Source organism: Pseudoxanthomonas mexicana (assembly GCF_010093385.1).
In the GTDB taxonomy this organism is placed as follows: Bacteria; Pseudomonadota; Gammaproteobacteria; order Xanthomonadales; family Xanthomonadaceae; genus Pseudoxanthomonas_A; species Pseudoxanthomonas_A mexicana.
Genome location: NZ_PDWV01000004.1, coordinates 77519 through 100382, shown reverse-complemented (window position 1 = coordinate 100382; position 22864 = coordinate 77519). Strand labels below are relative to the sequence as shown.

The window sequence follows — 22864 nt, the reverse complement described above, 5'->3', positions numbered from 1 at the left end:
TCAGCGCTCCCCGGCGCTTTCCGCGCGTCGGAGCGTGCGTCCGCGCGGATCCTCGACCGGCTCGATGCAGCTGCCTGAGGTCAGCACCAGCAGATCGTCGTCGTGGATGGCGAACGCCTGCGGAAGCCTGTCGTTGTCCGGCGTGAGCTGCACGCAGGTGCCGTTCCACGTCACCGACCAGTGGCCGGCGCGCTTGGGTAACGCCTGCAGGTCGTCCTGGCAGTGCGCTTCCAGCACGTAGCGGCCGTCGGCACCCAGGTCGAGCAGCACGTCCTGCGATGTGCAGGACGCCGCCGGCAGGCTGCCGAAAAAGGTGCCTGCGAAGGTCGAGGGCGTCGGATTGGCGGCGGATACCGCCAGCGGCAACAGGCAAGCCAGGGGTGCGGAGCGCCACGTCATGCGCGATCAGCGGCGCCCGCCGAAAATGCTGCCGAGGATGCCGCGCACGATCTGGTTGCCCAGCTTGGTGCCGATCGTGCGCGTGGTCTGCTTGGCCATCGTCTCGATCATGCCCTGGCGGCGCTTGGTGCCGAACACCGCGTCCTTGACCGTCTGGCCGAAGCCGCCGGCGTCGGGATCGTCCTTCTCCGCCTTGGCTGCGGGTGCGTTGGCAGCCTGGGCCGCGGTTTCGGCACGCCTGGCGAGCATCTCCGAGGCGGATTCCCGGTCCACGCGGGTGTCGTACTTGCCGCCGACGGGGCTGCCGTTGCGCACCTGTTGGCGTTCGCCTTCGCTGATCGCGCCCATGCGGCAGCGCGGCGGCGACACCAGCGTCTGCTGCACGGGTGAGGGAATGCCCTTTTCCTGCAGCGTGGAGACCAGCGCCTCGCCGGTGCCGAGCTTGGAGATGGTCTGGGCTACGTCGAGCTTAGGGTTCGGCACGAAGGTTTCCGCCGCGGTCTTGACCGCCTTCTGGTCGCGCGGGGTAAAGGCGCGCAGGGCGTGCTGCACGCGGTTGCCCAACTGGCCGAGGATGTTGTCCGGCACGTCGTCGGGGAACTGCGAGCAGAAGTACACGCCCACGCCCTTGGAGCGGATCAGGCGCACGACCTGTTCGATGCGCTGCTGCAGCGCTGGCGGTGCGTCGTCGAACAGCAGGTGTGCTTCGTCGAAGACGAAGACGAGCTTGGGCTTGTCCAGGTCGCCGACTTCCGGCAGCGTCTCGAACAGCTCGGACAGCAGCCACAACAGGAAGCTGGAGTACAGGCGCGGCTTCAGGATCAGCTGGTCCGCCGCGAGGATGCCGATCACGCCGCGGCCGTCGGTGTTCGTGCGCATCAGGTCGGCCAGTTCCAGCGCCGGCTCGCCGAAGAACATCTCACCGCCTTCCTGTTCCAACCGCAGCAGCGCGCGCTGGATGGCGCCCACCGACTGCGTGCTGACCAGGCCGTAGCTGGTGGAGATGTCCTTGCGCTCGGCGGCGACCAGGCCCAGCAGGGCGCGCAGGTCTTCCAGGTCGAGCAGCAGCAGGCCGCGGTCGTCGGCGAGCTTGAACACGATGTCGAGCACGCCGCTCTGGGTGTCGTTGAGTTCGAGGATGCGCGAGAGCAGGGTGGGGCCCATCTCGCTGACGGTCGTGCGGACCGGATGGCCCAGCTTGCCGTAGAGATCCCAGAAGATCACCGGATTCGCCCCCGGCGCGTAGTCGGCGATGCCGATGTCCTTCGCGCGTTGCATGACCCGTTCGCCGCCATCGCCGGCCGCCGCCAGGCCGGCCACGTCGCCCTTCACGTCGGCCATGAACACGGGCACGCCCATGCGCGAGAAGCCCTCGGCCAGCGTCATCAGCGTCACCGTCTTGCCGGTGCCGGTGGCGCCAGCCACCAGGCCGTGGCGGTTGCCGAACTTCGGCTGCAGCGTGACCGGAATGTCATCCGTGATGCCCTTGCCCAGCAGGATCGGATCCATGTGCAACCTCGCGTGGTGATGGCGGGAATTCTAGCCGCTGGCAACCGCCTGGGGGATAAAGGAATGCGACGTCCTGCCTTGCCCACGGTATGCGGCGGGGGCTACCCTCCCGACTCACACTCTGGATGCATGCCTGATGTCGTTTGCGGTTCCTGCCTGTCTGCGTCACTGGCCCGTCGCGGCCGTCCTCTCCCTGCTGTTGGTGTCGCCCGTTTCGCTGGCACAGCGCGTCTCGGCGCGCGATCGCGCCGCTGCGGAGGCGCTGGAACAGCGCATGGCCGCCGCGGAGAAACGCTATCGCGATGGCCTGGTGCTGGTGGCCAACAGCGATCCACGCGGGGCCACGGAGAGCGATGCCGCGCTGGAGGACATGGAAGACGTGCTGGCGGCGTGCGTACAGCAGCGCGGATGCCAGGTGCCGACGCTGCTGGCCACCTACAAGCGCCTGCTGAAGGGCAACGCCGATGCGCAGGGCGCGGAGGGCGAAGGCGAGGGCGATGCCATCGATGCACTGGATGACGGTACCGACCATGCGGTGGCGGCGGGCACGGGGGTGCCGGAGACCGCGCGCACCGCGGCGCTGCTCAACGACCAGCGGCACGCATTCGATCGCATGGTCGAGTACAACCCGGCCGTGCAGGCCGGCATCCGTCGCTGGCTGACCGACATGCGGCCGGCGTTGATCGACAGCTACGAGAACTACCAGAACATGCGCGCCGAACTGTACCCGGCGTGGGAGCGCAGCGGGCTGCCGGAGGCGCTGCTGTTCGGCATCATGGCCAAGGAGTCCAACGGCCGCGTGCATTCCACCTCGCGCGCCGGCGCGGCGGGGCCCATGCAGTTCATGTTCCATACCGGCGCACGCTTCGGGCTGGGGCGCGACGCCAGCGGCTTCGACACCCGGTACGACCCGTACGCATCGGGCCAGGCCAGCGCCGCCTACATGAACGAACGCATGCGCAGCCTCAACAACAACATCGAACTGGCGCTGGCCGCCTACAACGGTGGCGAGGGCCGCGCCGCGCGCGTGTATCGCGAGAACAGCGGCCTGGGCTTCTGGGACGACGTGGTCTACAGCCAGTTCCCCGGCGAAACGCGCGACTACGTACCGATGGTGATCGCGGCCGCGTGGCTGTTCCTGCACCCGCGCCAGTACGGGCTGGAGTTCCCGAAGGTCACTGCGCAGCCGGCACCGCTGAAACTGGCGCGCGATGCATCCATCTACGAACTGACCATCTGCCTGGGCAACGGCGGCACGCGCGAGGGCCACATGCGCACGCTGCGCAACCTCAATCCGCGTTACCAGCCGGAAGCGTGGATCCCGGCCGGCACCACGCTGAAGGCCAATGCCCGCATCGTCGGCCTCTACAGCCGGCATTGCGTGAACGGACCGCGCGCGGAGCTCGCCCGGACGCTGGTGAGCGCCGATCCGGCCGCCGCGATCCGGAGGGGCGCGCGGGCCGGCAACGTGGCCGTCGGCGACGTCACGCCGGTGGCCGGCGTTCCCACCACGGTGGCGACCGGCGAGCCGAAGCCGGCCGAGCCGAAGGCGAAGCAGGTGCGCGAGTACCGCGTGGCCAAGGGCGACACGCTGGGGCGCATCTCACAACGGTTCCAGTGCGAACTGAAGAAGCTGGCGCGCGCGAACAACCTGAGGGCGCCGGCGTACGCGGTGCGGCCGGGGCAGGAACTGAAGCTGGAAAGCTGCAAGAAGTAAGGGTGACTTCCAGACAATGTGGTGGCAGTGGTAATGCCTAGGTGTCGGCGATGCATCATGTCCCATGACCGCGCATGCTCCGCTTTCGGACATCTTCTATCATCTCGGTGTCCGCTCACCGTACGTAAACGCTTGTACATAAACGAATGAACTGATCGCGATGAAGGGCCCGCGTGACGTGGCGCCCAGGAAATGTGCGGCCCGGCGCATTCGTGGGCGCGCGATGGGAGTACACAGGCACTGCTGATTCGTCAGCGCTTCCATCACAAGGAGATAGTCATGTCTATCAAGACGTTCGTGCTCTCGTCTGCGTGTGCGGCTGCTTTGGTGCTTGGATTCTCATTCACTTCGAAGGCCGACGATCCGTGTACCGAATGCTGGCTGGCATGTGATCAGTCCTACAGGATCTGCATGCAGGGTGGGCAATACACGCCCGCGCAGTGCCGAACCAGCCTGAATACATGCCGCTTCATCACCTGCGGCAACTGCGAAGTCCCCTGATCCGGAGCGACACGCCGCGGGGCCGTCCCCGCGGCTTCGGGAGGTGCCTGTGAAACTGAAAGGAATGACTCCCGTCATCGTGGTGGTGGCGGCGCTTCTCGCAGGGTTGGGGGCCGGGCGCGTCTACAGCGCACACAAACTCGCAAAATCGAGCGATCTCGTCGTCACCCATGGCGACTATGCGCTCTACCTCCCGCATGCAGGACAGATTGCGTTCTATTCGCTCGAGGCGTGCGGCGGCTGCGAGAAGACGCGGAAGTTACTTCGCGAGCTGGGCCTGAATTACGTGGAGCGGCCGGCGGATACGTCGACGGCGCATCGCCAGGAGTTGCATCGGCTCGGCGCGAAGCGGGTTCCCGTCATCGTGACGGCCAACGCCAAGCTGGAAGGGTACGACCGGGACCAGATGGTCGGGTTGCTGGAAGAGCAGGGGTACCTCAGTCCTGCTGACCATTAACGCGCGCGCGCACTCCGGCGGCGATGAAGTGCTCACTCGATGCGCATCGCGAGTCGCTGACCCAGCCTCACCGGCGATTCCGCCTTCAACTCGGGCGACAGCATCGCCACGCCCGGCGGCAGCAGCACGATCACCGTCGAGCCGTAGTTGAAGCGCGCCATCTCCGCGAACCGCTCCAGCGTGATGCCCTTGCCACGGTAATCCTTGCGCGTGATCGCGGTGCCGTAGGCGGGGATTTCCTCGCCGCTCCACACGGTTTCCACGCCGGAGACCAGCAGTGCGCCGACCATCACCGACACCATCGGGCCGAAGTCGGTGTCGAAGTGGCAGACCAGCCGCTCGTTGCGGGCGAACAGGCGCGGCACGTTCGCCACCGCATCGGTGCCCACGCTGAACAGGCGGCCGGGCACATGCACGGTTTCGCGCAACGTGCCGGTCCACGGCATGTGCACGCGGTGGTAGTCGCGCGGCGACAGGTAGACGGTAGCGAACAGGCCGTTGCGGAACGGCTCCGCGGCTGTGGCGTCGCCCAGCAGTTCGGCGGCCGTGAACGATTGTCCCTTGGCCTGGAAGATGCGGCCGTCCTCGATGGCGCCGCACTGGCTGACGTGCCCGTCGGCGGGCATCAGCAGAGCGCGTGGATCGGGATCGGCCACGCGGGCCCCGGGCTTCAGTGCGCGGGTGAAGAAGGCATTGAAGCTGGGATAGGCGCGCGGATCGGGCTCGGCGGCCTCGGACAGGTCGACGTCGAACTTCCGTGTCACCGTGTCGATCAGCCATTGCTTGGTGCCCGGCGACGTGGAATACGCCAGCCGGCGCGCCAGCGAGGACAGGAAGCGGTGGGGCAGGACATACGTCAGCGACGTGAGCAGGCTCATTTGGACGAGGCCCCGGTCAGCGCGCGCATGTCGGCGGCGATCGCCTTGGGCTGGAAGGGCGGCCGGATCAGGCCGGCGAGCTGGCCTTGGGGGTCCAGAACGGCGATCGCCGAGGAGTGGTCCATGCTGTAGTCGTTCGGATTCTGGTCGTAGCCCTGGCCGGGCACCTTCATGAACACGAAGCCCAGCGACTTGGCGAAGTTCTCCAGCGTCGGGACGTCGGCTGTGGCCGCCAGCGTGTCGGGATGGAAGGCGTGGGCGTACTCGCCGATGCGGGTGGGCGTGTCGCGCTCCGGGTCCACCGACACGAACAGCACGCGCGGGCGCGTGGAATCGGGCAGGTCCTTCCACTGGGCCTGCGCCTGGGCCAGTTCGGCCAGGGTGGTGGGACAGATGTCCGGGCAGAAGGTGAAGCCGATGAACACCAGCGTCCAGTGGCCTTTCAGTTCGCCATCGGCCAGTTGGGTTCCGTCGGACTGGCGCAGCGAGAACGGCGGCAGCGGGCGCGCCTGCGGGAACAGGGTGACCGTCTGGGTGGCGGGCCACCGGGTCGCGGGCGTGACCGGGCCGAAGAATTTCTGTGCGGCCAGCAGGCCCAGGCCGGCGGCCAGCGCCAGGACGAGGATGAGGCCGATCTTCTTGTTGAACATGTGCGTGGAAGTCCCGCGATGAAGGGGCGTGGCCGTTGGACCGTGGCCGGCATGGACGGCAGGAGGAGGCCATGATACCGGGGCAGCCTCTATAATCGGCGGCCCTCGCCGTTCCGGCGTCTTCCCCAGCCTTGCCATGACCGCCGACGTCGCCGCCGAACTCCACACCATCATCGACCTGATCCGCTACGGCGCCAGCCGCTTCAATGCGGCCGGGCTGACCTTCGGCCACAGCTACGACAACGCCCTGGACGAGGCCTCGCACCTGGTGCTGCACACGCTGCACCTGCCGCCGGACCTGGGCCCCGCCTACGGCCAGGCGCGCGTCACCGCACCGGAAAAGGCGCAGGTGCTGGCGCTGTTCGAGCGTCGGGTGAACGAGCGCATTCCGGTGGCCTATCTGACCGGAGAGGCCTGGTTCGCCGGCCTGAGCTTCAAGAGCGACGCACGTGCGCTGGTGCCGCGCTCGCCGATCGCAGAGCTGATCGAAGCGGGCTTCGAGCCCTGGCTGGGCGGCCGCGAGGTGAACCGTGCGCTCGACCTGTGCACCGGCTCGGGTTGCATCGCCATCGCCATGGGCCATTACCACCCGGACTGGCAGGTCGACGGCGTCGACATCAGCGACGATGCACTGGCGCTGGCGGCCGAGAAAAAGACCCGCCTGCATGCGGACAACGTGCAACTGGTCAAATCCGACCTGTTCGCCGGCCTGACCGGGCGCCACTACGACCTGATCGTCACCAATCCGCCCTACGTCACCAACGACGAGACCGACGCACTGCCGAAGGAATACTCCTTCGAGCCGGAGCTGGGCCTGCGCGCCGGCGACGATGGCCTGGACCTGGTGCTGAAGATCCTGCGCGATGCGCCGCTGCACCTCAGCCAGGACGGCCTGCTGATCTGCGAAGTGGGCGAGTCCGAGCATGCGCTGGTGAAACTGCTGCCCGACGTCGACTTCGCCTGGATCGAGTTCAAGGTCGGCCAGATGGGCATCTTCGCCGTCGAATGCGCCGAGCTGATCCGCCACAACGCACGCATCGCCGCGTTGGCCGCCGCTCGCAAATAGAGCGCCGGAACCGCCCTGCCGCGCCCGCAGCAGTTGCGCCTGCAACCGTCGCGGCTTGCGTTGGCGCACTGCACAATAGGGTGGCCGGTATGCGATGCTTGATGGCCCGGCACCGGTAGTTCCCATCCGCGGAGCGGCGCTTGAGCAGCAACAGTTTCGGAAAACTCCTCACGGTCACCACGTTCGGCGAATCGCACGGGCCGGCGATCGGCTGCGTGGTCGACGGCTGCCCGCCCGGGCTGGAGATCGCGCCTGAGGAGTTCCGCCACGACCTGGAGCGCCGGGCCACCGGCAAGTCGCGGCACACGTCTGCGCGGCGCGAGGCCGACGAGGTGGAGATCCTGAGCGGCGTGTACGAGGGTCGCACCACCGGCACGCCGATCGCGCTGCTGATCCGCAATACCGACCAGCGCAGCAAGGACTACGCCGACATCGCGCGGCAGTTCCGCCCCGGCCACGCCGATTACACCTACTGGCAGAAGTACGGCATCCGCGACCCGCGCGGCGGCGGCCGCTCGTCCGCGCGCGAGACCACGATGCGCGTCGCGGCGGGCGTGATCGCTAAGAAGTGGCTGCGGCAGCGGTTCGGCGTGACGGTTCGCGGTTACCTGTCGCAGCTCGGGCCGATAACGCCCGACGGCTTCGACTGGAACGCGGTGGAGGACAACCCGTTCTTCTGGCCGCATGCGGCGCAGGTGCCGGCACTGGAAACCTACATGGATGCGCTGCGCAAGTCGGGCGATTCCATCGGCGCGCGCGTCAATGTCGTCGCCGACGGCGTGCCGGCGGGCTGGGGCGAGCCGATCTACGGCAAGCTGGACGGCGACCTCGCCGCCGCGCTGATGAGCATCAACGCGGTGAAGGGGGTGGAGATCGGCGACGGTTTCGCCGCGGTCACGCAGAAGGGCACCGAGCATCGGGACCTGATGACGCCGGCCGGGTTCCTGTCCAATCATGCCGGCGGCATCCTCGGCGGCATTTCCACCGGCCAGCAGGTCACCGCCTCCATCGTCCTTAAGCCGACCTCCAGCCGGCGCCTGCCGGGCGCGACGGTGGACGTGGACGGCCATACCGTGGACGTCGTCACCACCGGCCGGCACGACCCCTGCGTGGGTATCCGCGCCACGCCCATCGCCGAGGCGATGATGGCGCTGGTGCTGATGGACCAGGCGTTGCGCCATCGCGCGCAGTGCGGCGATGTCGGCGACGTGCCGCCCTACGTTCCCGGCAGCGTCGATGGCTGAGCTGCGGCCGCGCGTCTGGGTGTCGCAGCCGCTGGTCGACGACATCGTCGGACGGCTGGCGGCACATTTCGACGTGCAGGCGACGGCCGACGTTACCGAACACAGTCCCGAGGCCATCGCCGAAGCATTGCGCGACAGCGTCGGCGCGCTGGTGACCTTGAACGAACGCGTCGGCCCCCGGGAAATCGCCGGTGCGGAGCGGCTGCGCGCCATCGCCAACGTGGGCGTGGGCTACAACAACCTGGATATCGCGGCACTGACGCAGGCCGGTATCGTCGCGACCAACACGCCGGACGTGCTGACCGAGACCACCGCCGACTTCGGTTTCGCATTGCTGATGGCGACCGCGCGCCGCATCACCGAGGCCGAACGCTGGCTGCGCGAAGGCCAGTGGCAGCAGTGGTCGTTCGGTACGCTGCTGGGCGCGGACCTGCACGGCAGCACGCTGGGCATCGTCGGCATGGGCCGGATCGGGCAGGGGATCGCCCGTCGTGCACGCGGCTTTGGTATGCGCGTGCTGTACCACAACCGTAGCCGCCTGCCGGAGCTCGTCGAGCGTGAGTGCGGCGCGACCTATGCCGGCTTCGACGATCTGCTGGTCCAGGCCGACCACGTGATCCTGGTGCTGCCTTACTCGGCACAGGTCCACCACCTGGTCGATGCCGCGGCGCTGGCGAAGATGAAGCCCACTGCGACGCTGGTGAACATCGCGCGGGGCGGCATCGTCGATGAAGTCGCGCTCGCCGATGCACTGTCGAACGGCCGCCTGGCTGCCGCCGGCCTGGACGTGTACGAAGGCGAGCCCGCTGTGAGTCCCGAACTGCTGGCCCTGCGCAACGTGGTGCTGACCCCGCACATCGCCAGTGCCAGCCTGGCCACGCGTCGCGCCATGGTCTCGCTGGCGGTGGACAACCTGATCGCCGCGCTGGGCGAAGGGCCGGACGCGGGCCATCCGCCGTCGCCGGTCAATCCGGATGCGCTGGCTACGACCTCGACCAACAACACCATCATCGCCAAACGACAGGGAGCCTGAGGCACGCCCGCAGGTTCCCCGAACACAGCCTTCCTGTCCGCTGTCTTCACTCCCTTTTCGCGAAAACCATCTTCCATGAGCAACCAGAACCGTAGCTTCACCGTCGCCATCGTGGGCGCCACCGGCGCCGTCGGCGAAACCATGCTGTCCATCCTGGCCGAACGCGACTTTCCGGTCGGCAAGCTCGTCCTGCTGGCCTCGGCGCGTTCCGCCGGCACCCAGGTCGATTTCAAGGGTCAGAAGGTCGACGTGCTCGACCTGGAAACCTTCGACCCCACCGGCGTGGACATCGCCCTGTTCTCGGCCGGCGGCAGCGTATCGAAGGAATACGCACCGAAGTTCGCCGCCGCCGGTGCGGTGGTAATCGACAACTCCTCGACCTTCCGCTACGACGCCGACGTGCCGCTGGTGGTGTCGGAGGTCAACCCGCATGCGGCCAAGAACCGTCCGCGCGGCATCATCGCCAACCCCAACTGCTCGACCATGCAGCTGATGCCGGTGCTGGCGCCGATCCATCGCGAATACGGCATCGAACGCATCAACGTGGCCACCTACCAGTCGGTGTCCGGCGCCGGTCGCTCCGGCCTGGAGGAACTCGGCCGCCAGACCGCGCAGCTGCTGGCCTTCCAGGACATCGAGCCGAAGAAGTTCCAGGCGCAGATCGCCTTCAACCTCATCCCGCACATCGACGAGTTCCTAGCCAACGGCTATACCAAGGAAGAGATGAAGCTGGTCTGGGAGACGCGCAAGATCCTCGAGGACGACAGCATCCAGGTGAATCCCACCGCCGTGCGCGTGCCGGTGTTCTATGGCCACTCCGAAGCGGTCAACATCGAGACGAAGAAGAAGATTTCACCGGAACAGGCCCGCGAGCTGTTGCGCGCCGCCCCCGGCGTGGAAGTGGTGGACGAGCACAAGGCAGGTGGCTATCCGACACCGGTCACCCACGCGTCCGGCCGCGACCCGGTATTCGTCGGCCGCATCCGCGAGGACTTCTCGCATCCGCGTGGGCTGAACCTATGGGTGGTGGCCGACAACATCCGCAAGGGCGCGGCCCTGAACGCCGTGCAATTGGCCGAACTGGTGGCGAACGGCGGCTGAGCGGCTATAGTCGTGCCCGGGAAACATGGGGAAGGGCCGTGAAACCGAAGCACAGACCTCGGACGGCAAGACTCCGCCTGGCCGGCATGATCGGGCTGGGGCTGGCATTGCTGAGCAATGCCGCCCTCGCGCTCGGCCTGGGGGAGATCAAGGTCAAATCGCAACCCGGCCAGCCGCTGCTGGCCGAGATTCCGATCATTTCCAGCGAGCCGGGCGAGCTGGAGCAGCTGCGTGCGCGTCTGGCGTCGCCGACGACGTTCGAGCGCGTAGGTCTGCCGCGCCCGCAGGGGCTGGTCAACGAACTGGACTTCAGCGTCGCGCTGGATGAAGCCGGCCGTCCGGTCGTGCGCGTCACCAGCCGCACGCCGGTGGATGTGCCGGCGGTCAATTTCCTGATTGAAGTCGACTGGGGTCAGGGCCGTCTGGTACGCGAGTACTCCGCGCTGGTCAGCGCGCCGGGCACGCTGGCGGCGACCGGTCAGCCGGTAATCGATGCGCCGGTCGCCGCGCCCACGGATACCATTGCCCGGCCTGCCCAGCCTGTCGTGGCCACCCCGCCGGAATCCGTCCCGGCCGAACGGGCACCGCTGCCCGCGCCACCTCGCGCGCCCGCGCCCGCACCTGTTGCCGCTGCGCCGGCCCCGCAGGTCGCGCCGGGCGATGCGCTGGCGCCCGTGCGCCGTGGACAATCGCTGTCGCAGGTGGCCGCGCCGCTGGCGCGCGCGCAGGGCTACACCCTGGACCAGGCCATGGTCGCGCTGCTGCGCGCCAACCCCGAGGCCTTCATCAACGGCAACATCAACCTGCTCAAGCAGGGCGCGGTGCTGCGTGTGCCGGAGTCGGCCGAGGCGCAGACCATCCTCGAGGACGAGGCCGCCGCTCTGGTCCGCAGCCAGATCGCCGAGTGGCGACGCGCGCGCGCGCCGATCCCGCAGCCGGCCGCGGTGGTCGAGCCCGCGCCTGCGGCGACGACCGCGCCGCCGGCACCGCGCACCGCGCCTGTGGCCGACGCGCGCCTTGAAATCGCTCCCGCGGCCGCTGGCACGTCGGGTTCTGGAACGCAGTCCGGCGTGAGTGCCGGCGGTGAGGGCGAGATGTTGGCGAACGAACAGCTGCAGCAATCGAAGGAAGACCTGGCCGCGCGGGAAGCCGAGGTGCAGGAACTGCGCTCGCAGGTGGCGGAACTGGAAAAGCTCAAGGCCCAGCAGGAGAAGCTGCTGGCCATGAAGGACAGCGACCTCGCCGCGGCGCAGCAGCGCCTGGCGCAGGGCAATGGCAGCGAGGGCGGCGTCCCGGTCTGGGCGTGGGCGGGCTTCGGCCTGCTGTTCGTCGGGGCGCTGGCGTGGGGTTTCGCGCAGCGCCGCCAGCGCATTGCGCCAGCACCGGTGCCCCGCAACCCCGTGTTCGGCCATGCGCCGGCGGACAGCCGTGCCGCGGAACTGGCCGCCGCGATACCGCAGGCGGCCACGCCGGAAGCGGAGCCCGCGCCCAGTCCGGTGCTCGAGCCGGCGGTCAGCGTGCCGGTCGCCGCAGCGCCCACATCATCGCCGAAGCCTGCACCTGCGACGGGCCCCACCTGGCATGCCGGCGGCGGCACGGCGCCTGCTGCTCCGGTGACCTCGCCGCAGGCGCCTGCCGGTCGTGATCGACTGGAACTGGCGGTGGCCTATCTGGACCTGGGCGATGTGGCGACCGCGCGCGATCTGTTGAACGAGGTCGCCGCCCGCCACGACGCGGCGGCGCGCGACGAGGCGCTGCAGCTGCTGCGCGAGATCGGATGACGGGCGCGGAGTGATGTCGTGACGCGCTACGCGCTGGGCGTCGAGTACGACGGCGGCGGTTTTCTGGGATGGCAACGGCTGAGCAAGTCCGGCACGCCCGACGACACCAGCACGGTGCAGGCGGCGCTGGAAGGCGCACTGTCGTCGGTAGCCGACGCCCAGGTGGACACCATCTGCGCCGGCCGTACCGATGCCGGGGTGCATGCGCAGTGCCAGGTCGTCCACTTCGACAGCGATGCCGCGCGCACGCCGCGCGGCTGGTTGCTGGGCGCCACGGCGCGCCTGCCGCCGGCGGTCTGCGTACGCTGGTGCCAACCCGTGGCCGATGATTTCCATGCGCGGTTCTCCGCGCGCGCGCGGCGCTATCGCTACACGCTGGTGAACCGGCTGGCGCGCCCGGCGCTGGAGCGCCAATACCTGAGCTGGGAAAGGATGCCGCTGGACGCCGACGCCATGCACCGTGCCGCCCAGGTGCTGGTCGGCGAGAACGATTTCAGCGCCTTCCGCACCGTGCACTGCCAGTCGCCGCACGCGATGCGCAACCTGCACGCGATCTCCGTTGTGCGCCAGGGCGAGCGCGTGGTCGTCGAGGTGCAGGCCAATGCGTTCCTGCATCACATGGTGCGCAACATCGTCGGTTCGCTGCTGGTGGTGGGGCGCGGCGAACGGCCGGAGGGCTGGATCGGTGAACTGCTGACCGGTCGCGACCGCACCGTCGCCGGGCCGACCGCGCCGCCGGACGGCCTGGTGTTCGTCAGTCCGCTGTATCCGGCCGAATGGGGCCTGCCGTCGGAAGTGACCCTGCCTGCCGCCATCGGCTGAGCCGCCGGGTTACCCTTCCGCCATGCATACGCGCATCAAGTTCTGCGGGCTGACCCGCGCCGAGGATGTCCGCCTGGCGGTGGAGCTGGGTGCGGACTACATCGGCCTGGTGTTCGCGCCGCGCAGCCCGCGCCGGCTGCTGCTGGGCCAGGCGCGCATGCTGCGCGACCTGGTCCCGGAGGAAATCGGCGTGGTGGCGCTGGTGATGGACAATCCGCGGACCGAGATTGAGCAGATCGTCGAATCCCTGCAGCCGGACGTGCTGCAGTTCCACGGCGGCGAGGACGACGCGTTCGCCGGTTCGTTCCATCGGCCGTTCTGGAAGGCGATCGCGATGGGCGGGCAGGAAGGGGGCGCCTTCGCCAGCCTGGCGGCCTACCCGAACGCGAGCGGTTTCCTGTTCGACGGTCACGCGGCCGGCGAGCAGGGAGGCAGCGGACAGCGGTTCGACTGGCGGCAGATGCCGGAGGTCACCGACCGGCCGTGCCTGCTGGCCGGAGGCCTGTCGCCCGACAACGTCGGGCTTGCGCTGCGCACCGCACATCCGTGGGGAGTGGACGTGTCCAGCGGGATCGAGACCGCGCCCGGCGAGAAGGATCCGGAGAAGATGCGGCGCTTCGTCGACGCGGTCCGCATCGCCGACACCCGCGGCTAATCTGCGGACAGCAGATCGCGGCGCAGCCAGTCGGCCAGCAGGGGAATGCGCGCATCGGGATTGCCGCGCGCCGCGCACAGCGCCCAGGTTCCGCCGGTGTCGGCGAACCCCCACGGTGCGACGAGTCGGCCGCTGTCGAGGTCGACCTGCACCAGTTCGCGCGGCGCGATGGCGACGCCCAGCCCCGCGACCGCCGCTTCCAGCAGATACGTCAGGTGATCGAAACCGGTGCCGAGGCGTGGCGCGTCCGTCAGCTGGTGCGACGCCAGCCAGCGCGGCCACGCCTGCGGCCGCGAGGCGGTGTGCAGCAGCGGTTCGTCCAGCAGCGTGCGCGGTGGCCCATCGCGCAGGACGTCGAACCGTGCGTGGCGCGGACTGAGCACCGGGCCGATCCGCTCGGGCGCCAGCGGCCAGACCTGCCAACCCGCGGGCCACGGCGCTTCGCCCAGCAGCAGGGCGGCATCCAGCCCCGCGGCCGCGAGGTCGATGCCGCCTTCCTGCGCGGACAGATGGAGGGTCAGGTCGGGCAGGTCCGCCGCCAGGCGCTCCAGGCGGGGGATCACCCAGCGCGCCAGCAGGCTGCCCGGGCAGCCCAGCTCCAGCGCCGCCGCGCGCGGACCGCGCTGCAACGCGGTCCAGCCTGCCTGCAGTACACCGAACGCTTCGCCCGCGCTGTCGCGCAGGCGCTGGCCGTCGCTGGTCAGGGCCAGGCCCCGCCCATCACGGACGAACAGCGGACGGCCCAGTGCATCTTCGAGCGCACGGATATGGCGGCTGACCGCGCCGTGGGTGACGTGCAGTTCCCCGGCCGCCTGGCTGACGCTGCCCAGGCGGGCGGCGGCTTCGAAGGCACGGAGGGCATTCAGTGACGGCAGCGGTCGGGCCATCGCGTGAGTTTAACTCACGAATCAAGCCCGAATAGTCGATGTTCCCGAAGGTCGCTGTGCGATAACGTGAAGCATCGATTTCCCCGGACCCGATCATGCCGTCTGCCACCGACTTCCACGCCTATCCGGATGCCCATGGCCACTTCGGCCGCCATGGCGGACGTTTCGTCGCCGAAACGCTGATCGGGCCGCTGCCGGAGCTGGCCTCGGCGTATGACGCCGCCCGCGGCGATCCGGCCTTCATCGCCGCCTTCGAAAAGGATCTCAAGCATTACGTCGGCCGGCCCAGCCCGATCTACCACGCCGAGCGCCTGAGCCGCGAAGTCGGCGGCGCGCAGATCCTGTTGAAGCGGGAGGACCTGAACCACACCGGCGCGCACAAGATCAACAACACCATCGGGCAGGCGCTGCTGGCCAGCCGGATGGGCAAGAAGCGGATCATCGCCGAGACCGGTGCGGGCCAGCACGGGGTGGCCAGCGCCACCGTCGCCACCCGGCTGGGGCTGGAATGCGTGGTCTACATGGGCGCCACCGACATCGAGCGCCAGAAGATCAATGTCTACCGGATGAAGCTGCTCGGCGCGACCGTGGTGCCGGTGACCAGCGGCTCGGCGACGCTGAAGGACGCGCTGAACGAAGCCATGCGCGACTGGGTGACGAACGTGCACGACACGTTCTACATCATCGGCACCGTCGCCGGTCCGGACCCGTATCCGCGCATGGTCCGCGACTTCAACGCCGTGGTCGGCCGCGAGGCGAGGGCGCAGATGCTGTCCGACTACGGCCGCCTGCCCGATGCCATCACCGCCTGCGTCGGCGGCGGCAGCAACGCGATCGGCCTGTTCCACGCCTTCCTCAATGATCCGGGCGTGCGCATCGTCGGCGCCGAGGCAGCCGGCGACGGCATCGAGACCGGCCGCCATGCGTCCTCGCTGTCAGCGGGACGCATCGGCGTGCTGCACGGAAACCGCACCTACGTGATCTGCGACGACGATGGGCAGATCATCGAAACCCATTCCATCTCTGCCGGCCTGGACTACCCGGGCGTCGGGCCGGAGCACGCCTTCCTGAAGGACAGTGGACGCGCGGAGTATGTCGGCGTCACCGACGAGGAAGCGCTGGCCGCGTTCCACCGCCTGACCCGCACCGAGGGCATCCTGCCGGCGCTGGAATCCAGCCACGCCGTCGCCCAGGCAATCAAACTGGCGCGCGAGCTGCCCAAGGACCAGTTGGTGCTGTGCAACCTGTCCGGCCGTGGCGACAAGGACGTGCACACCATCGCCGCGCGTGAAGGCATCTCGCTCTGACGCTTTGCTCCCTCCCCTTGAAGGGGAGGGCTTACAAGCCCGACCTGCAGGATATTTCCGATGACCCGTTTCGAACAGAAATTCGCCACCCTCAAGGCCGCCGGCCGCAAGGCGCTGGTGCCGTTCATCACCGCCGGCGATCCCTCGCTGGAATCCACGGTCCCGGTGATGCATGCGCTGGTCGATGCCGGTGCGGATGTGATCGAACTGGGCGTGCCGTTCTCCGATCCGATGGCCGACGGACCCGTCATCCAGCGCAGCTCCGAGCGTGCGCTGGCCCGCGGCGCGGGACTGCGCTACGTACTGGAGGCGGTGGAGGTGTTCCGCCAGCAGGACGACACCACGCCCATCGTGCTGATGGGTTACCTGAACCCGGTGGAGATCCATGGGGCCGAGCGTTTCGCCCGTGAAGCGGTCGCGGCCGGCGTCGACGGCGTGCTGCTGGTCGACTTGCCGCCGGAAGAGGCCGAAGAGACGCGCGCGGTGTTCAACCGTGAAGGGCTGGTCCTGATCGCGCTGGCGTCGCCGACCACCTCGCCGGAACGCCTGCGGATGCTGTGCGACACCGCGCAGGGGTATCTGTACTACGTCAGTTTCGCGGGCGTGACGGGCGCGTCCGATCGCCTGGACACGGCCGCGGCGGGCGAACGGCTGAAGCAGCTGCAGGCGGGCTCCCGCGTCCCCGTGGTGGCGGGCTTCGGCATCCGGGATGCCGACAGCGCCTGCGCGATGGCGACCGATGCCGATGGCGTGGTGGTCGGCAGCGCGCTGGTGGCGGCCTTGGCCGAGGCCGGTACCGACGCCCCCTCGCGCGCCTCGGCCTTCCTGGCGCCGCTGCGCGCGGCGCTGGACGCCTGACCCACCGTACGGCTGTGCATGGACGACTGAGCTAAACTGCCGCGCTCATCCATTGGGCCCCTCCCGGGGCAGGCAGCAAGACCACGCATGAGCTGGCTCAGCAAACTGATGCCGTCGGGCATCCGCACCGAAGGCAACGCAGGCAAGAGCAAACGCAGCGTCCCCGAGGGGCTGTGGGAAAAATGCGACCGCTGCGGCGCGGTGCTGTACCGGCCGGAGCTGGAGGAAAACCTGGAGGTCTGCCCGAAGTGCAGCTTCCACATGCCGATCCGTGCCCGTGCGCGCATGGCGGCGCTGTTCGATCCTGGCAGCACCCGCGAGATCGGCGCCGCGCTGGGCCCGACCGACGTGCTGAAGTTCAAGGACCAGAAGAAGTACGCCGACCGCATCAAGGCCGCGCAGAAGAGCACCGGCGAGCGCGATGCGCTGATCACCCTGCAGGGCACGCTGAAGGGCCGCGACCTGGTCGCCAGCGCCTTCGACTTCGCCTACATGGGCGGTTCGATGGGGTCGGTGGTGGGCGAGCGCTTCTCGCTGGGCGCGGAGCGCGCGCTGGAGATCGGTTCGCCGTTCGTGTGCTTCTCCGCCAGCGGCGGTGCGCGCATGCAGGAAAGCCTGTTTTCGCTGATGCAGATGGCCAAGACCTCGGCCGCGCTGGGCAGGCTGCGCGAAGCCGGCCTGCCGTACATCTCGGTGATGACGCACCCCACCACCGGCGGCGTGTCGGCCAGCTTCGCGATGCTGGGCGACATCAACCTGGCCGAACCGGAGGCGCTGATCGGCTTCGCCGGCCCGCGCGTGATCGAGCAGACCGTCCGCGAGACCCTGCCGGAAGGCTTCCAGCGTTCCGAGTTCCTGCTGTCGCACGGCGCGATCGACCAGATCTGCGACCGCCGCGAGATGCGTGACCGCCTGGCCGACCTGCTGGCGTTGCTGATGAGACAGCCCAAGCCGCAGGACAGCGAACTGGTGACCGCATGAGCCGCAAATACTTCGGAACCGACGGCATCCGTGGCCGCGTCGGCACCAGCCCCATTTCCGCCGATTTCGTGCTGCGCCTGGGCAATGCCCTGGGCCGCGTGCTGTGCGAGAAGGCGGGCGGTGCGCGTCCGGTCGTGGTGATCGGCAAGGACACCCGCATCTCCGGCTACATGTTCGAAGCCGCGCTCGAGGCCGGCCTGGTGGCCGCAGGCGCCGACGTACAGCTGATGGGACCGATGCCCACGCCGGCGGTCGCGTTCCTGACACGCACGCTGGGCGCCGATGCCGGCATCGTCATCAGTGCCTCGCATAACCCGCACTACGACAACGGCATCAAGTTCTTCTCCGCCGAGGGCGAGAAGCTGGATGAGGCGACGGAGCTGGCCATCGAGGCCGCGATCGATGCGCCGTTCTTCACCGCCGAGTCCGAGAAGCTGGGCAAGGCGATCCGCACGCGCGACGCGGTCGGTCGCTACATGGAATTCTGCAAGGCCAGCGTGCCGCGCCGCTTCGACCTGAAGGGGCTGAAGGTGGTGCTGGACTGCGCGCACGGCGCCACGTACCACATCGCGCCGCTGCTGTTCCGCGAGCTGGGCGCCGACGTGATCACCATCGGTGCCGAGCCCAACGGCGTCAACATCAACGACGGCGTGGGTTCGATGCATGTGGAGAGTCTCGCCGCCAAGGTACGCGAGACCGGTGCCCACCTCGGCGTCGCTTTCGACGGTGACGGCGACCGCGTGCTGATGGCCGACGCCGATGGCGTACCGGTGGATGGCGACCAGCTGATCTACCTGCTGGCGCGCGACTGGCAGGCCAGCGGCCGCCTGCGTGGGCCCGTGGTCGGCACGCTGATGACCAACTACGGCCTGGAGCGCGCACTCGCCAAGCTGGAAATCCCGTTCGTCCGCACCAAGGTGGGCGACCGCTACGTGCATCAGGCGTTGGTCGAAGGGAATGCGGTGCTGGGCGGCGAAGCCTCCGGACACCTGCTGTGCCTGGACCGCACCACCACGGGCGATGCCATCATCGCCGCGCTGCAGGTGCTGGAAGCCCTGCGCCGCCGCCGGCAGACGCTGCGCGACGCCCTGGACGGGCTGACCATGCTGCCGCAGAAGACCATCAACGTGAAGCTGGCCAACGGCGCCAAGCCCACCGAAGCCCCCAGCGTGCAGGCCGCGCTGATGCAGGCGCAGGCGGCGGTGTCCGGGCGCGGTCGCGCGTTCCTGCGTCCCTCCGGCACCGAGCCGGTCGTGCGTGTCACGGTCGAAGCCGATGACGACGCGCTGGTGAAGAGCACGCTGGAAACGCTCGCCGACGCCGTGCGCGCCGCCGCCGCGGCTTGAGCCGGATCAATGAACTTTCGGCGCGGCGATGGTCCCATGGCCTCCCGCGCCTTTTCCCTGCTGGAGCAGATTGCATGAGCGCCCGAATCCCTACGCTGGACATCACCCGTTTCGATACCGACCGCGATGCGTTCGTCGCAGAACTCGGTGCGGCCTATCGCGAATGGGGCTTCGCCGGCATTCGCAACCACGGCATCCCGCAGGCGCAGATCGATGCCGCGTACGACGTGTTCAAGCGTTTCTTCGCGCTGCCGGATGAGGTGAAGAAGAAGTACCACGTGCCCGGCGGCGGCGGCGCGCGCGGCTACACGCCGTTCGGCGTGGAGACTGCGAAGGACTCCAAGCACTTCGACCTGAAGGAGTTCTGGCATATCGGCCGCGAGATTCCCGGGGATTCCGAATACCGCGACGTGATGCCGCCGAACCTGTGGCCGGCCGAAGTGCCCGGCTTCCGCGAGCACGGCTACGGCCTGTACCAGGCGCTGGACCAGCTGGGTTCGCGCGTGCTGTCGGCCCTGGCCCTGCACATCGGCCTGCCGGAAGATTATTTCGCCGACAAGACCGATTCCGGCAACTCGATCCTGCGCCCGATCCACTACCCGCCGATCACCGCCGACGACATCCCCAACGTGCGCGCCGGCGCGCACGAGGACATCAACCTCATCACGCTGCTGGTGGGCGCCAGCGCCGCGGGCCTGGAAGTGCTCTCAAAGAAGGGCGAGTGGGTGCCGTTCACGTCCGATGCCGACACCATCGTGGTCAACATCGGCGACATGCTGCAGCGCCTGACCAACCACGTGTACCCGTCCACCACCCACCGCGTGACCAATCCCCCGGGCGAACAGGCACGCCAGCCGCGTTACTCGGTGCCGTTCTTCCTGCACCCGAATCCGGATTTCCTGATCGACGTACTGCCGTCCACGATCACGCCCGACAACCCGAAGCGCTACCCCGAGCCGATCACCGCGCAGGGCTATCTGGAAGAGCGCCTGCGCGAGATCAAGCTGAAGTAAGCGCGCCACTTCCCGCGATACTTGCATCCCATGACGCCGGCTTGCCGGCGTCGTGCGTTTCCGGCCATTCAGTCGAGCGGGCGAACCTTGCGCGAGTTGCGCGCCATCATCCCCATCGCCACGCGGTGCGGCAGCATTTTCACGATGGCGTGCAGCACCCGGTAGCGCCATCCGGGCACCACCAGCACCTGGCCGCGCTCGTTGCCGTCGATGCCGGCGCACGCCACGTCCTCGGCCTGCAGCCACATCCCCGGCGACACCCGCATGCGGGCGCGCGTGCCGGTGACATCGTGGAATTCGGAATAGGTGAAACCCGGGCAGAGCGCGGTGACGTGGACGCCGCGGTCGGCGTTCTCCAGTGCCAGTGCTTCGCTGAACTTCAGCAGGAAACTTTTGGCCGGTGCGTACAGGGTCTGCCCGTCGGCGGCCGGCATCAGGGCGGCGAATGATGCGACGTTGAGGATCCGTCCCCGTCCGTCGGCGCGGATCGCGGGCAGCAGCCGCCAGGTGAGCTCGCATACGGCGGTGGTCATCACCTGCATGAACGCGGCGTGGTCGGCCCAGTCGCTGCTGCGGTAGCGTCCCGGCATGCCGTAGCCGGCGTTGTTGACCAGGATGCGGATCCGCACCCCGCGCCGATCCAGTTCCTCCACCAGGCCGGCCGGCGCGGCGGGTTCGGCCAGGTCGGCGGCCACCACTTCCACCGCCACCTGTGCCCGCAGCTCCTCCGCCCGGGCATGCAGCCGATCCGCGCGCCGGGCGGTGAGCACCAGTGGCACGCCCCGGCGCGCATACTCGCGTGCGATCCGTTCGCCGATGCCGCTGGAAGCGCCGGTCACCAGCGCATAGCCCGGAGGCGGGGCAGGGGAGGCAGAGGGCATGGACGACGCCTGTGCGGACATAGGACGGGAAAGATAGCGCGGCCGGTAGGTGCGTTGCCCAACATCGGCTAGACTGCGCGGCCCCGAACTGGACAGGAATTGGTCTTATGCGTCGCAAGCTCGTGGCCGGCAACTGGAAGCTCCATGGCACCCGTCAATTCGCCACGGCGCTGATGGACGAACTGGTCGCGGGCCTGCCGCTGGAGGGGGTGGACGTGCTGGTCCTGCCGCCGCTGCCCTATCTGGGCGAACTGATCGAGGATTACGGCGACCGTGGCGTGGCCTTCGGCGCGCAGGACGTCAGCAGCAACGAGAAGGGCGCCTATACCGGCGAAGTCTCGGCGTCGATGCTGGTCGACGTGGGTGCACGCTATGGCCTGGTGGGCCATTCCGAGCGCCGGCAATACCACAACGAGAGCAGCGAATTCGTGGCCCGCAAGTTCGTCGCGGCCAAGCACGCAGGCCTGATCCCGGTGCTCTGCGTGGGTGAGACCGAGCAGCAGCGCAGGGACGGGCAGACCGAGTTCCGCATCCTCAAGCAGCTGGAAGCCGTATTCGACCTGGCGGGCCCGCAGGCCTTCGAACGTGCCGTCATCGCTTACGAGCCGGTCTGGGCCATCGGCACCGGGCTGACCGCCACCCCGGCCCAGGCGCAGGCCGTGCATGCCTTCATCCGTGGCGAAGTGGCCGCGCGCGATGCTAGAATCGCCGATTCGTTGCCCCTCCTGTACGGGGGCAGCGTCAAGCCCGACAACGCCGCGGAACTGTTCTCGCAGCCTGATGTCGATGGAGGGCTGGTGGGCGGTGCTTCGCTGGTCGCCCGGGATTTCCTGGCCATCGCGCGAGCGGCGGCCGGCCGGGGCTGACCCGGCAAGACCGGCCCCGCAGGGGGCCGACGACTCAACCGGTTGAGACTGATTCCAAATGTGGATGTTGATCCTGAATGTGGTGTACGTGCTGGTGGCCATCGCCATCATCGCGCTGGTGCTGATGCAGCGTGGTTCCGGCGCACAGGCCGGCTCCGGCTTCGGTGCGGGTGCCTCCGGTACGGTGTTCGGTGCGCGCGGCGCGTCCAACTTCCTCTCCAAGAGCACCAAATGGCTGGCCATCGCGTTCTTCGGTATCAGCCTGTTCATGGCCTGGTATGCCACGCACAGCGCACGTCCGGCCGCGCAGCAGAACCTCGGCGTGATGTCGCAGCTGCCTGCAGCGGCCGAAGCGCCGGTGGGTGACCTGCCCAAGCCGTCGACCGTGCCGAGCACGCCGATCCAGCAGGCGCCTGCCGCGCCGGCCGGCAATGCGCCCGCTGCGCCGCAGCAGGCCGCGCCTGCGTCCGAGCAGCCTCCGGTAACCCCGTCGCAAGGCGGCTGAGCCCGGATACAATGGCGGGACGCGACAGGCGTCGCGCAGGTTTCAATGCCCAGGTGGCGGAATTGGTAGACGCACTACCTTGAGGTGGTAGCGACGAAAGTCGTAGGGGTTCGAGTCCCCTCTTGGGCACCAACACCGGCGGGTCGGCGGCAGCGTCGTTCCCGACACAAAAAACCCGCCTTACGGCGGGTTTTTTCTTTTGCCGGCAAGCTTAAAAAGCGCGGGTAATCGTTTACTAGCTAGTTCACAAACCGTTACAATCCCGCCGATTCATCGGATGCCCGGTACGTGCTGCGGAAGGGCGCCCGCGGAAGGTGGGTCCGGGCGGTTTCGCTGCGGGCCGGTCGCCACAAGCGACGCGGCCAGGCCTGCGATGCGAGCCCGATGCATGCCGGACCGCGCCCCCG

22 protein-coding genes and 1 tRNA gene are annotated in these 22864 nt (G+C 68.6%); 17 read left to right on the top strand and 6 right to left on the bottom strand.

The genetic code is table 11. The annotated features are described in order from the left end of the window. Positions 1–399, bottom strand: a complete 399-nt coding sequence (locus CSC76_RS02885; protein WP_162108557.1) for a copper resistance protein NlpE N-terminal domain-containing protein — start codon at positions 397–399, stop codon at positions 1–3. Between the two features lie 6 nt (positions 400–405). Beyond that, on the bottom strand, positions 406–1908 hold the full coding sequence (locus CSC76_RS02880) for a helicase HerA-like domain-containing protein (protein WP_162108556.1): 1503 nt from the start codon (positions 1906–1908) through the stop codon (positions 406–408). Between the two features lie 136 nt (positions 1909–2044). Between CSC76_RS02880 and CSC76_RS02875 the strand changes: the two genes are divergently transcribed. Then, entirely contained in the window at positions 2045–3625 is a 1581-nt protein-coding gene (locus tag CSC76_RS02875; RefSeq protein WP_162108555.1) for a transglycosylase SLT domain-containing protein, read from the top strand. Between the two features lie 550 nt (positions 3626–4175). Then, positions 4176–4583 carry a glutaredoxin family protein gene (locus CSC76_RS02870; RefSeq protein ID WP_162108554.1) on the top strand — a complete coding sequence of 136 codons (408 nt, stop codon included), beginning with the start codon at positions 4176–4178 and terminating at the stop codon, positions 4581–4583. A gap of 32 nt (positions 4584–4615) precedes the next feature. Here the strand turns inward: CSC76_RS02870 and asd are convergent, their stop codons facing one another. Both asd and CSC76_RS02860 read right to left on the bottom strand, forming a co-directional pair. Further along, the gene (asd, locus tag CSC76_RS02865) at positions 4616–5461 is read right to left on the bottom strand and encodes an archaetidylserine decarboxylase (RefSeq protein WP_162108553.1); all 846 of its coding nucleotides are present in this window, start codon (positions 5459–5461) and stop codon (positions 4616–4618) included. Further along, the gene (locus CSC76_RS02860; protein ID WP_162108552.1) at positions 5458–6111 is read right to left on the bottom strand and encodes an SCO family protein; all 654 of its coding nucleotides are present in this window, start codon (positions 6109–6111) and stop codon (positions 5458–5460) included. The genes asd and CSC76_RS02860 overlap by 4 nt, the downstream gene beginning before the upstream one ends. Before the next feature lie 136 nt (positions 6112–6247). On the opposite strand from CSC76_RS02860, the gene prmB reads away from it, so the two are divergent. From prmB to CSC76_RS02825, 7 genes are all read left to right on the top strand, one after another. Then, entirely contained in the window at positions 6248–7177 is a 930-nt protein-coding gene (gene prmB, locus CSC76_RS02855; RefSeq protein ID WP_162108551.1) for a 50S ribosomal protein L3 N(5)-glutamine methyltransferase, read from the top strand. A gap of 140 nt (positions 7178–7317) precedes the next feature. Then, positions 7318–8421 (top strand): chorismate synthase, encoded by a 1104-nt coding sequence (aroC, locus tag CSC76_RS02850; protein ID WP_162108550.1) that lies wholly within the window; start codon positions 7318–7320, stop codon positions 8419–8421. Then, the gene (locus CSC76_RS02845) at positions 8414–9454 is read left to right on the top strand and encodes a 2-hydroxyacid dehydrogenase (protein WP_162108549.1); all 1041 of its coding nucleotides are present in this window, start codon (positions 8414–8416) and stop codon (positions 9452–9454) included. Before aroC ends, CSC76_RS02845 begins: the two co-directional genes overlap by 8 nt. Positions 9455–9529: 75 nt before the next feature. Continuing rightward, positions 9530–10555 (top strand): aspartate-semialdehyde dehydrogenase, encoded by a 1026-nt coding sequence (locus CSC76_RS02840; protein WP_162108548.1) that lies wholly within the window; start codon positions 9530–9532, stop codon positions 10553–10555. A gap of 86 nt (positions 10556–10641) precedes the next feature. Continuing rightward, positions 10642–12336 carry a type IV pilus assembly protein FimV gene (locus CSC76_RS02835; RefSeq protein ID WP_162108587.1) on the top strand — a complete coding sequence of 565 codons (1695 nt, stop codon included), beginning with the start codon at positions 10642–10644 and terminating at the stop codon, positions 12334–12336. Positions 12337–12354: 18 nt separating this feature from the next. After that, complete coding sequence (gene truA / locus CSC76_RS02830; protein WP_162108547.1) at positions 12355–13158, top strand: tRNA pseudouridine(38-40) synthase TruA; 804 nt, start codon at positions 12355–12357, stop codon at positions 13156–13158. Between the two features lie 22 nt (positions 13159–13180). Then, positions 13181–13813: a phosphoribosylanthranilate isomerase gene (locus CSC76_RS02825; RefSeq protein ID WP_162108546.1), complete on the top strand. Its 633-nt coding sequence runs from the start codon at positions 13181–13183 to the stop codon at positions 13811–13813. On the opposite strand, the gene CSC76_RS02820 is transcribed toward CSC76_RS02825, so the two are convergent. After that, positions 13810–14700 carry a LysR family transcriptional regulator gene (locus CSC76_RS02820; protein ID WP_162108545.1) on the bottom strand — a complete coding sequence of 297 codons (891 nt, stop codon included), beginning with the start codon at positions 14698–14700 and terminating at the stop codon, positions 13810–13812. The two genes, CSC76_RS02825 and CSC76_RS02820, sit on opposite strands and share 4 nt — an antisense overlap. A 95-nt stretch (positions 14701–14795) precedes the next feature. On the opposite strand from CSC76_RS02820, the gene trpB reads away from it, so the two are divergent. From trpB to CSC76_RS02795, 5 genes are all read left to right on the top strand, one after another. Next, positions 14796–16007 (top strand): tryptophan synthase subunit beta, encoded by a 1212-nt coding sequence (trpB, locus tag CSC76_RS02815; RefSeq protein WP_162108544.1) that lies wholly within the window; start codon positions 14796–14798, stop codon positions 16005–16007. 60 nt (positions 16008–16067) lie between these two features. After that, positions 16068–16865 carry a tryptophan synthase subunit alpha gene (gene trpA / locus CSC76_RS02810; RefSeq protein WP_162108543.1) on the top strand — a complete coding sequence of 266 codons (798 nt, stop codon included), beginning with the start codon at positions 16068–16070 and terminating at the stop codon, positions 16863–16865. Positions 16866–16952: 87 nt separating this feature from the next. After that, entirely contained in the window at positions 16953–17846 is an 894-nt protein-coding gene (gene accD, locus CSC76_RS02805; RefSeq protein ID WP_162108542.1) for an acetyl-CoA carboxylase, carboxyltransferase subunit beta, read from the top strand. Continuing rightward, positions 17843–19192, top strand: coding sequence for a phosphoglucosamine mutase (glmM, locus tag CSC76_RS02800; RefSeq protein ID WP_162108541.1), 1350 nt, complete (start codon positions 17843–17845; stop codon positions 19190–19192). The genes accD and glmM overlap by 4 nt, the downstream gene beginning before the upstream one ends. A gap of 74 nt (positions 19193–19266) precedes the next feature. Next, positions 19267–20205 (top strand): isopenicillin N synthase family dioxygenase, encoded by a 939-nt coding sequence (locus tag CSC76_RS02795; RefSeq protein ID WP_162108540.1) that lies wholly within the window; start codon positions 19267–19269, stop codon positions 20203–20205. A gap of 68 nt (positions 20206–20273) precedes the next feature. Here the strand turns inward: CSC76_RS02795 and CSC76_RS02790 are convergent, their stop codons facing one another. Then, positions 20274–21086, bottom strand: coding sequence for an SDR family NAD(P)-dependent oxidoreductase (locus tag CSC76_RS02790; RefSeq protein WP_162108539.1), 813 nt, complete (start codon positions 21084–21086; stop codon positions 20274–20276). Positions 21087–21193: 107 nt separating this feature from the next. On the opposite strand from CSC76_RS02790, the gene tpiA reads away from it, so the two are divergent. The 3 genes from tpiA to CSC76_RS02775 all read left to right on the top strand — a co-directional run bounded on the left by tpiA (position 21194) and on the right by CSC76_RS02775 (position 22589). After that, positions 21194–21952 carry a triose-phosphate isomerase gene (gene tpiA / locus CSC76_RS02785; protein ID WP_162108538.1) on the top strand — a complete coding sequence of 253 codons (759 nt, stop codon included), beginning with the start codon at positions 21194–21196 and terminating at the stop codon, positions 21950–21952. A gap of 58 nt (positions 21953–22010) precedes the next feature. Then, positions 22011–22457, top strand: a complete 447-nt coding sequence (secG, locus tag CSC76_RS02780) for a preprotein translocase subunit SecG (RefSeq protein ID WP_162108537.1) — start codon at positions 22011–22013, stop codon at positions 22455–22457. 47 nt (positions 22458–22504) lie between these two features. Beyond that, positions 22505–22589 (top strand) — tRNA-Leu (locus CSC76_RS02775). Positions 22590–22864: the final 275 nt, after the last annotated feature.

Bases quoted from the DNA above. Each gene is read 5' to 3' on its own strand.
- asd (WP_162108553.1), bottom strand. From the start codon at position 5,461: ATGAGCCTGCTCACGTCGCTGACGTATGTCCTGCCCCACCGCTTCCTG.
- prmB (WP_162108551.1), top strand. From the start codon at position 6,248: ATGACCGCCGACGTCGCCGCCGAACTCCACACCATCATCGACCTGATC.
- CSC76_RS02885 (WP_162108557.1), bottom strand. From the start codon at position 399: ATGACGTGGCGCTCCGCACCCCTGGCTTGCCTGTTGCCGCTGGCGGTA.
- secG (WP_162108537.1), top strand. From the start codon at position 22,011: ATGTGGATGTTGATCCTGAATGTGGTGTACGTGCTGGTGGCCATCGCC.
- CSC76_RS02835 (WP_162108587.1), top strand. From the start codon at position 10,642: ATGATCGGGCTGGGGCTGGCATTGCTGAGCAATGCCGCCCTCGCGCTC.
- accD (WP_162108542.1), top strand. From the start codon at position 16,953: ATGAGCTGGCTCAGCAAACTGATGCCGTCGGGCATCCGCACCGAAGGC.
- CSC76_RS02880 (WP_162108556.1), bottom strand. From the start codon at position 1,908: ATGGATCCGATCCTGCTGGGCAAGGGCATCACGGATGACATTCCGGTC.
- CSC76_RS02875 (WP_162108555.1), top strand. From the start codon at position 2,045: ATGTCGTTTGCGGTTCCTGCCTGTCTGCGTCACTGGCCCGTCGCGGCC.
- glmM (WP_162108541.1), top strand. From the start codon at position 17,843: ATGAGCCGCAAATACTTCGGAACCGACGGCATCCGTGGCCGCGTCGGC.
- CSC76_RS02840 (WP_162108548.1), top strand. From the start codon at position 9,530: ATGAGCAACCAGAACCGTAGCTTCACCGTCGCCATCGTGGGCGCCACC.
- trpA (WP_162108543.1), top strand. From the start codon at position 16,068: ATGACCCGTTTCGAACAGAAATTCGCCACCCTCAAGGCCGCCGGCCGC.
- CSC76_RS02790 (WP_162108539.1), bottom strand. From the start codon at position 21,086: ATGCCCTCTGCCTCCCCTGCCCCGCCTCCGGGCTATGCGCTGGTGACC.
- CSC76_RS02820 (WP_162108545.1), bottom strand. From the start codon at position 14,700: ATGGCCCGACCGCTGCCGTCACTGAATGCCCTCCGTGCCTTCGAAGCC.
- CSC76_RS02845 (WP_162108549.1), top strand. From the start codon at position 8,414: ATGGCTGAGCTGCGGCCGCGCGTCTGGGTGTCGCAGCCGCTGGTCGAC.
- CSC76_RS02795 (WP_162108540.1), top strand. From the start codon at position 19,267: ATGAGCGCCCGAATCCCTACGCTGGACATCACCCGTTTCGATACCGAC.
- tpiA (WP_162108538.1), top strand. From the start codon at position 21,194: ATGCGTCGCAAGCTCGTGGCCGGCAACTGGAAGCTCCATGGCACCCGT.
- CSC76_RS02860 (WP_162108552.1), bottom strand. From the start codon at position 6,111: ATGTTCAACAAGAAGATCGGCCTCATCCTCGTCCTGGCGCTGGCCGCC.
- trpB (WP_162108544.1), top strand. From the start codon at position 14,796: ATGCCGTCTGCCACCGACTTCCACGCCTATCCGGATGCCCATGGCCAC.
- CSC76_RS02825 (WP_162108546.1), top strand. From the start codon at position 13,181: ATGCATACGCGCATCAAGTTCTGCGGGCTGACCCGCGCCGAGGATGTC.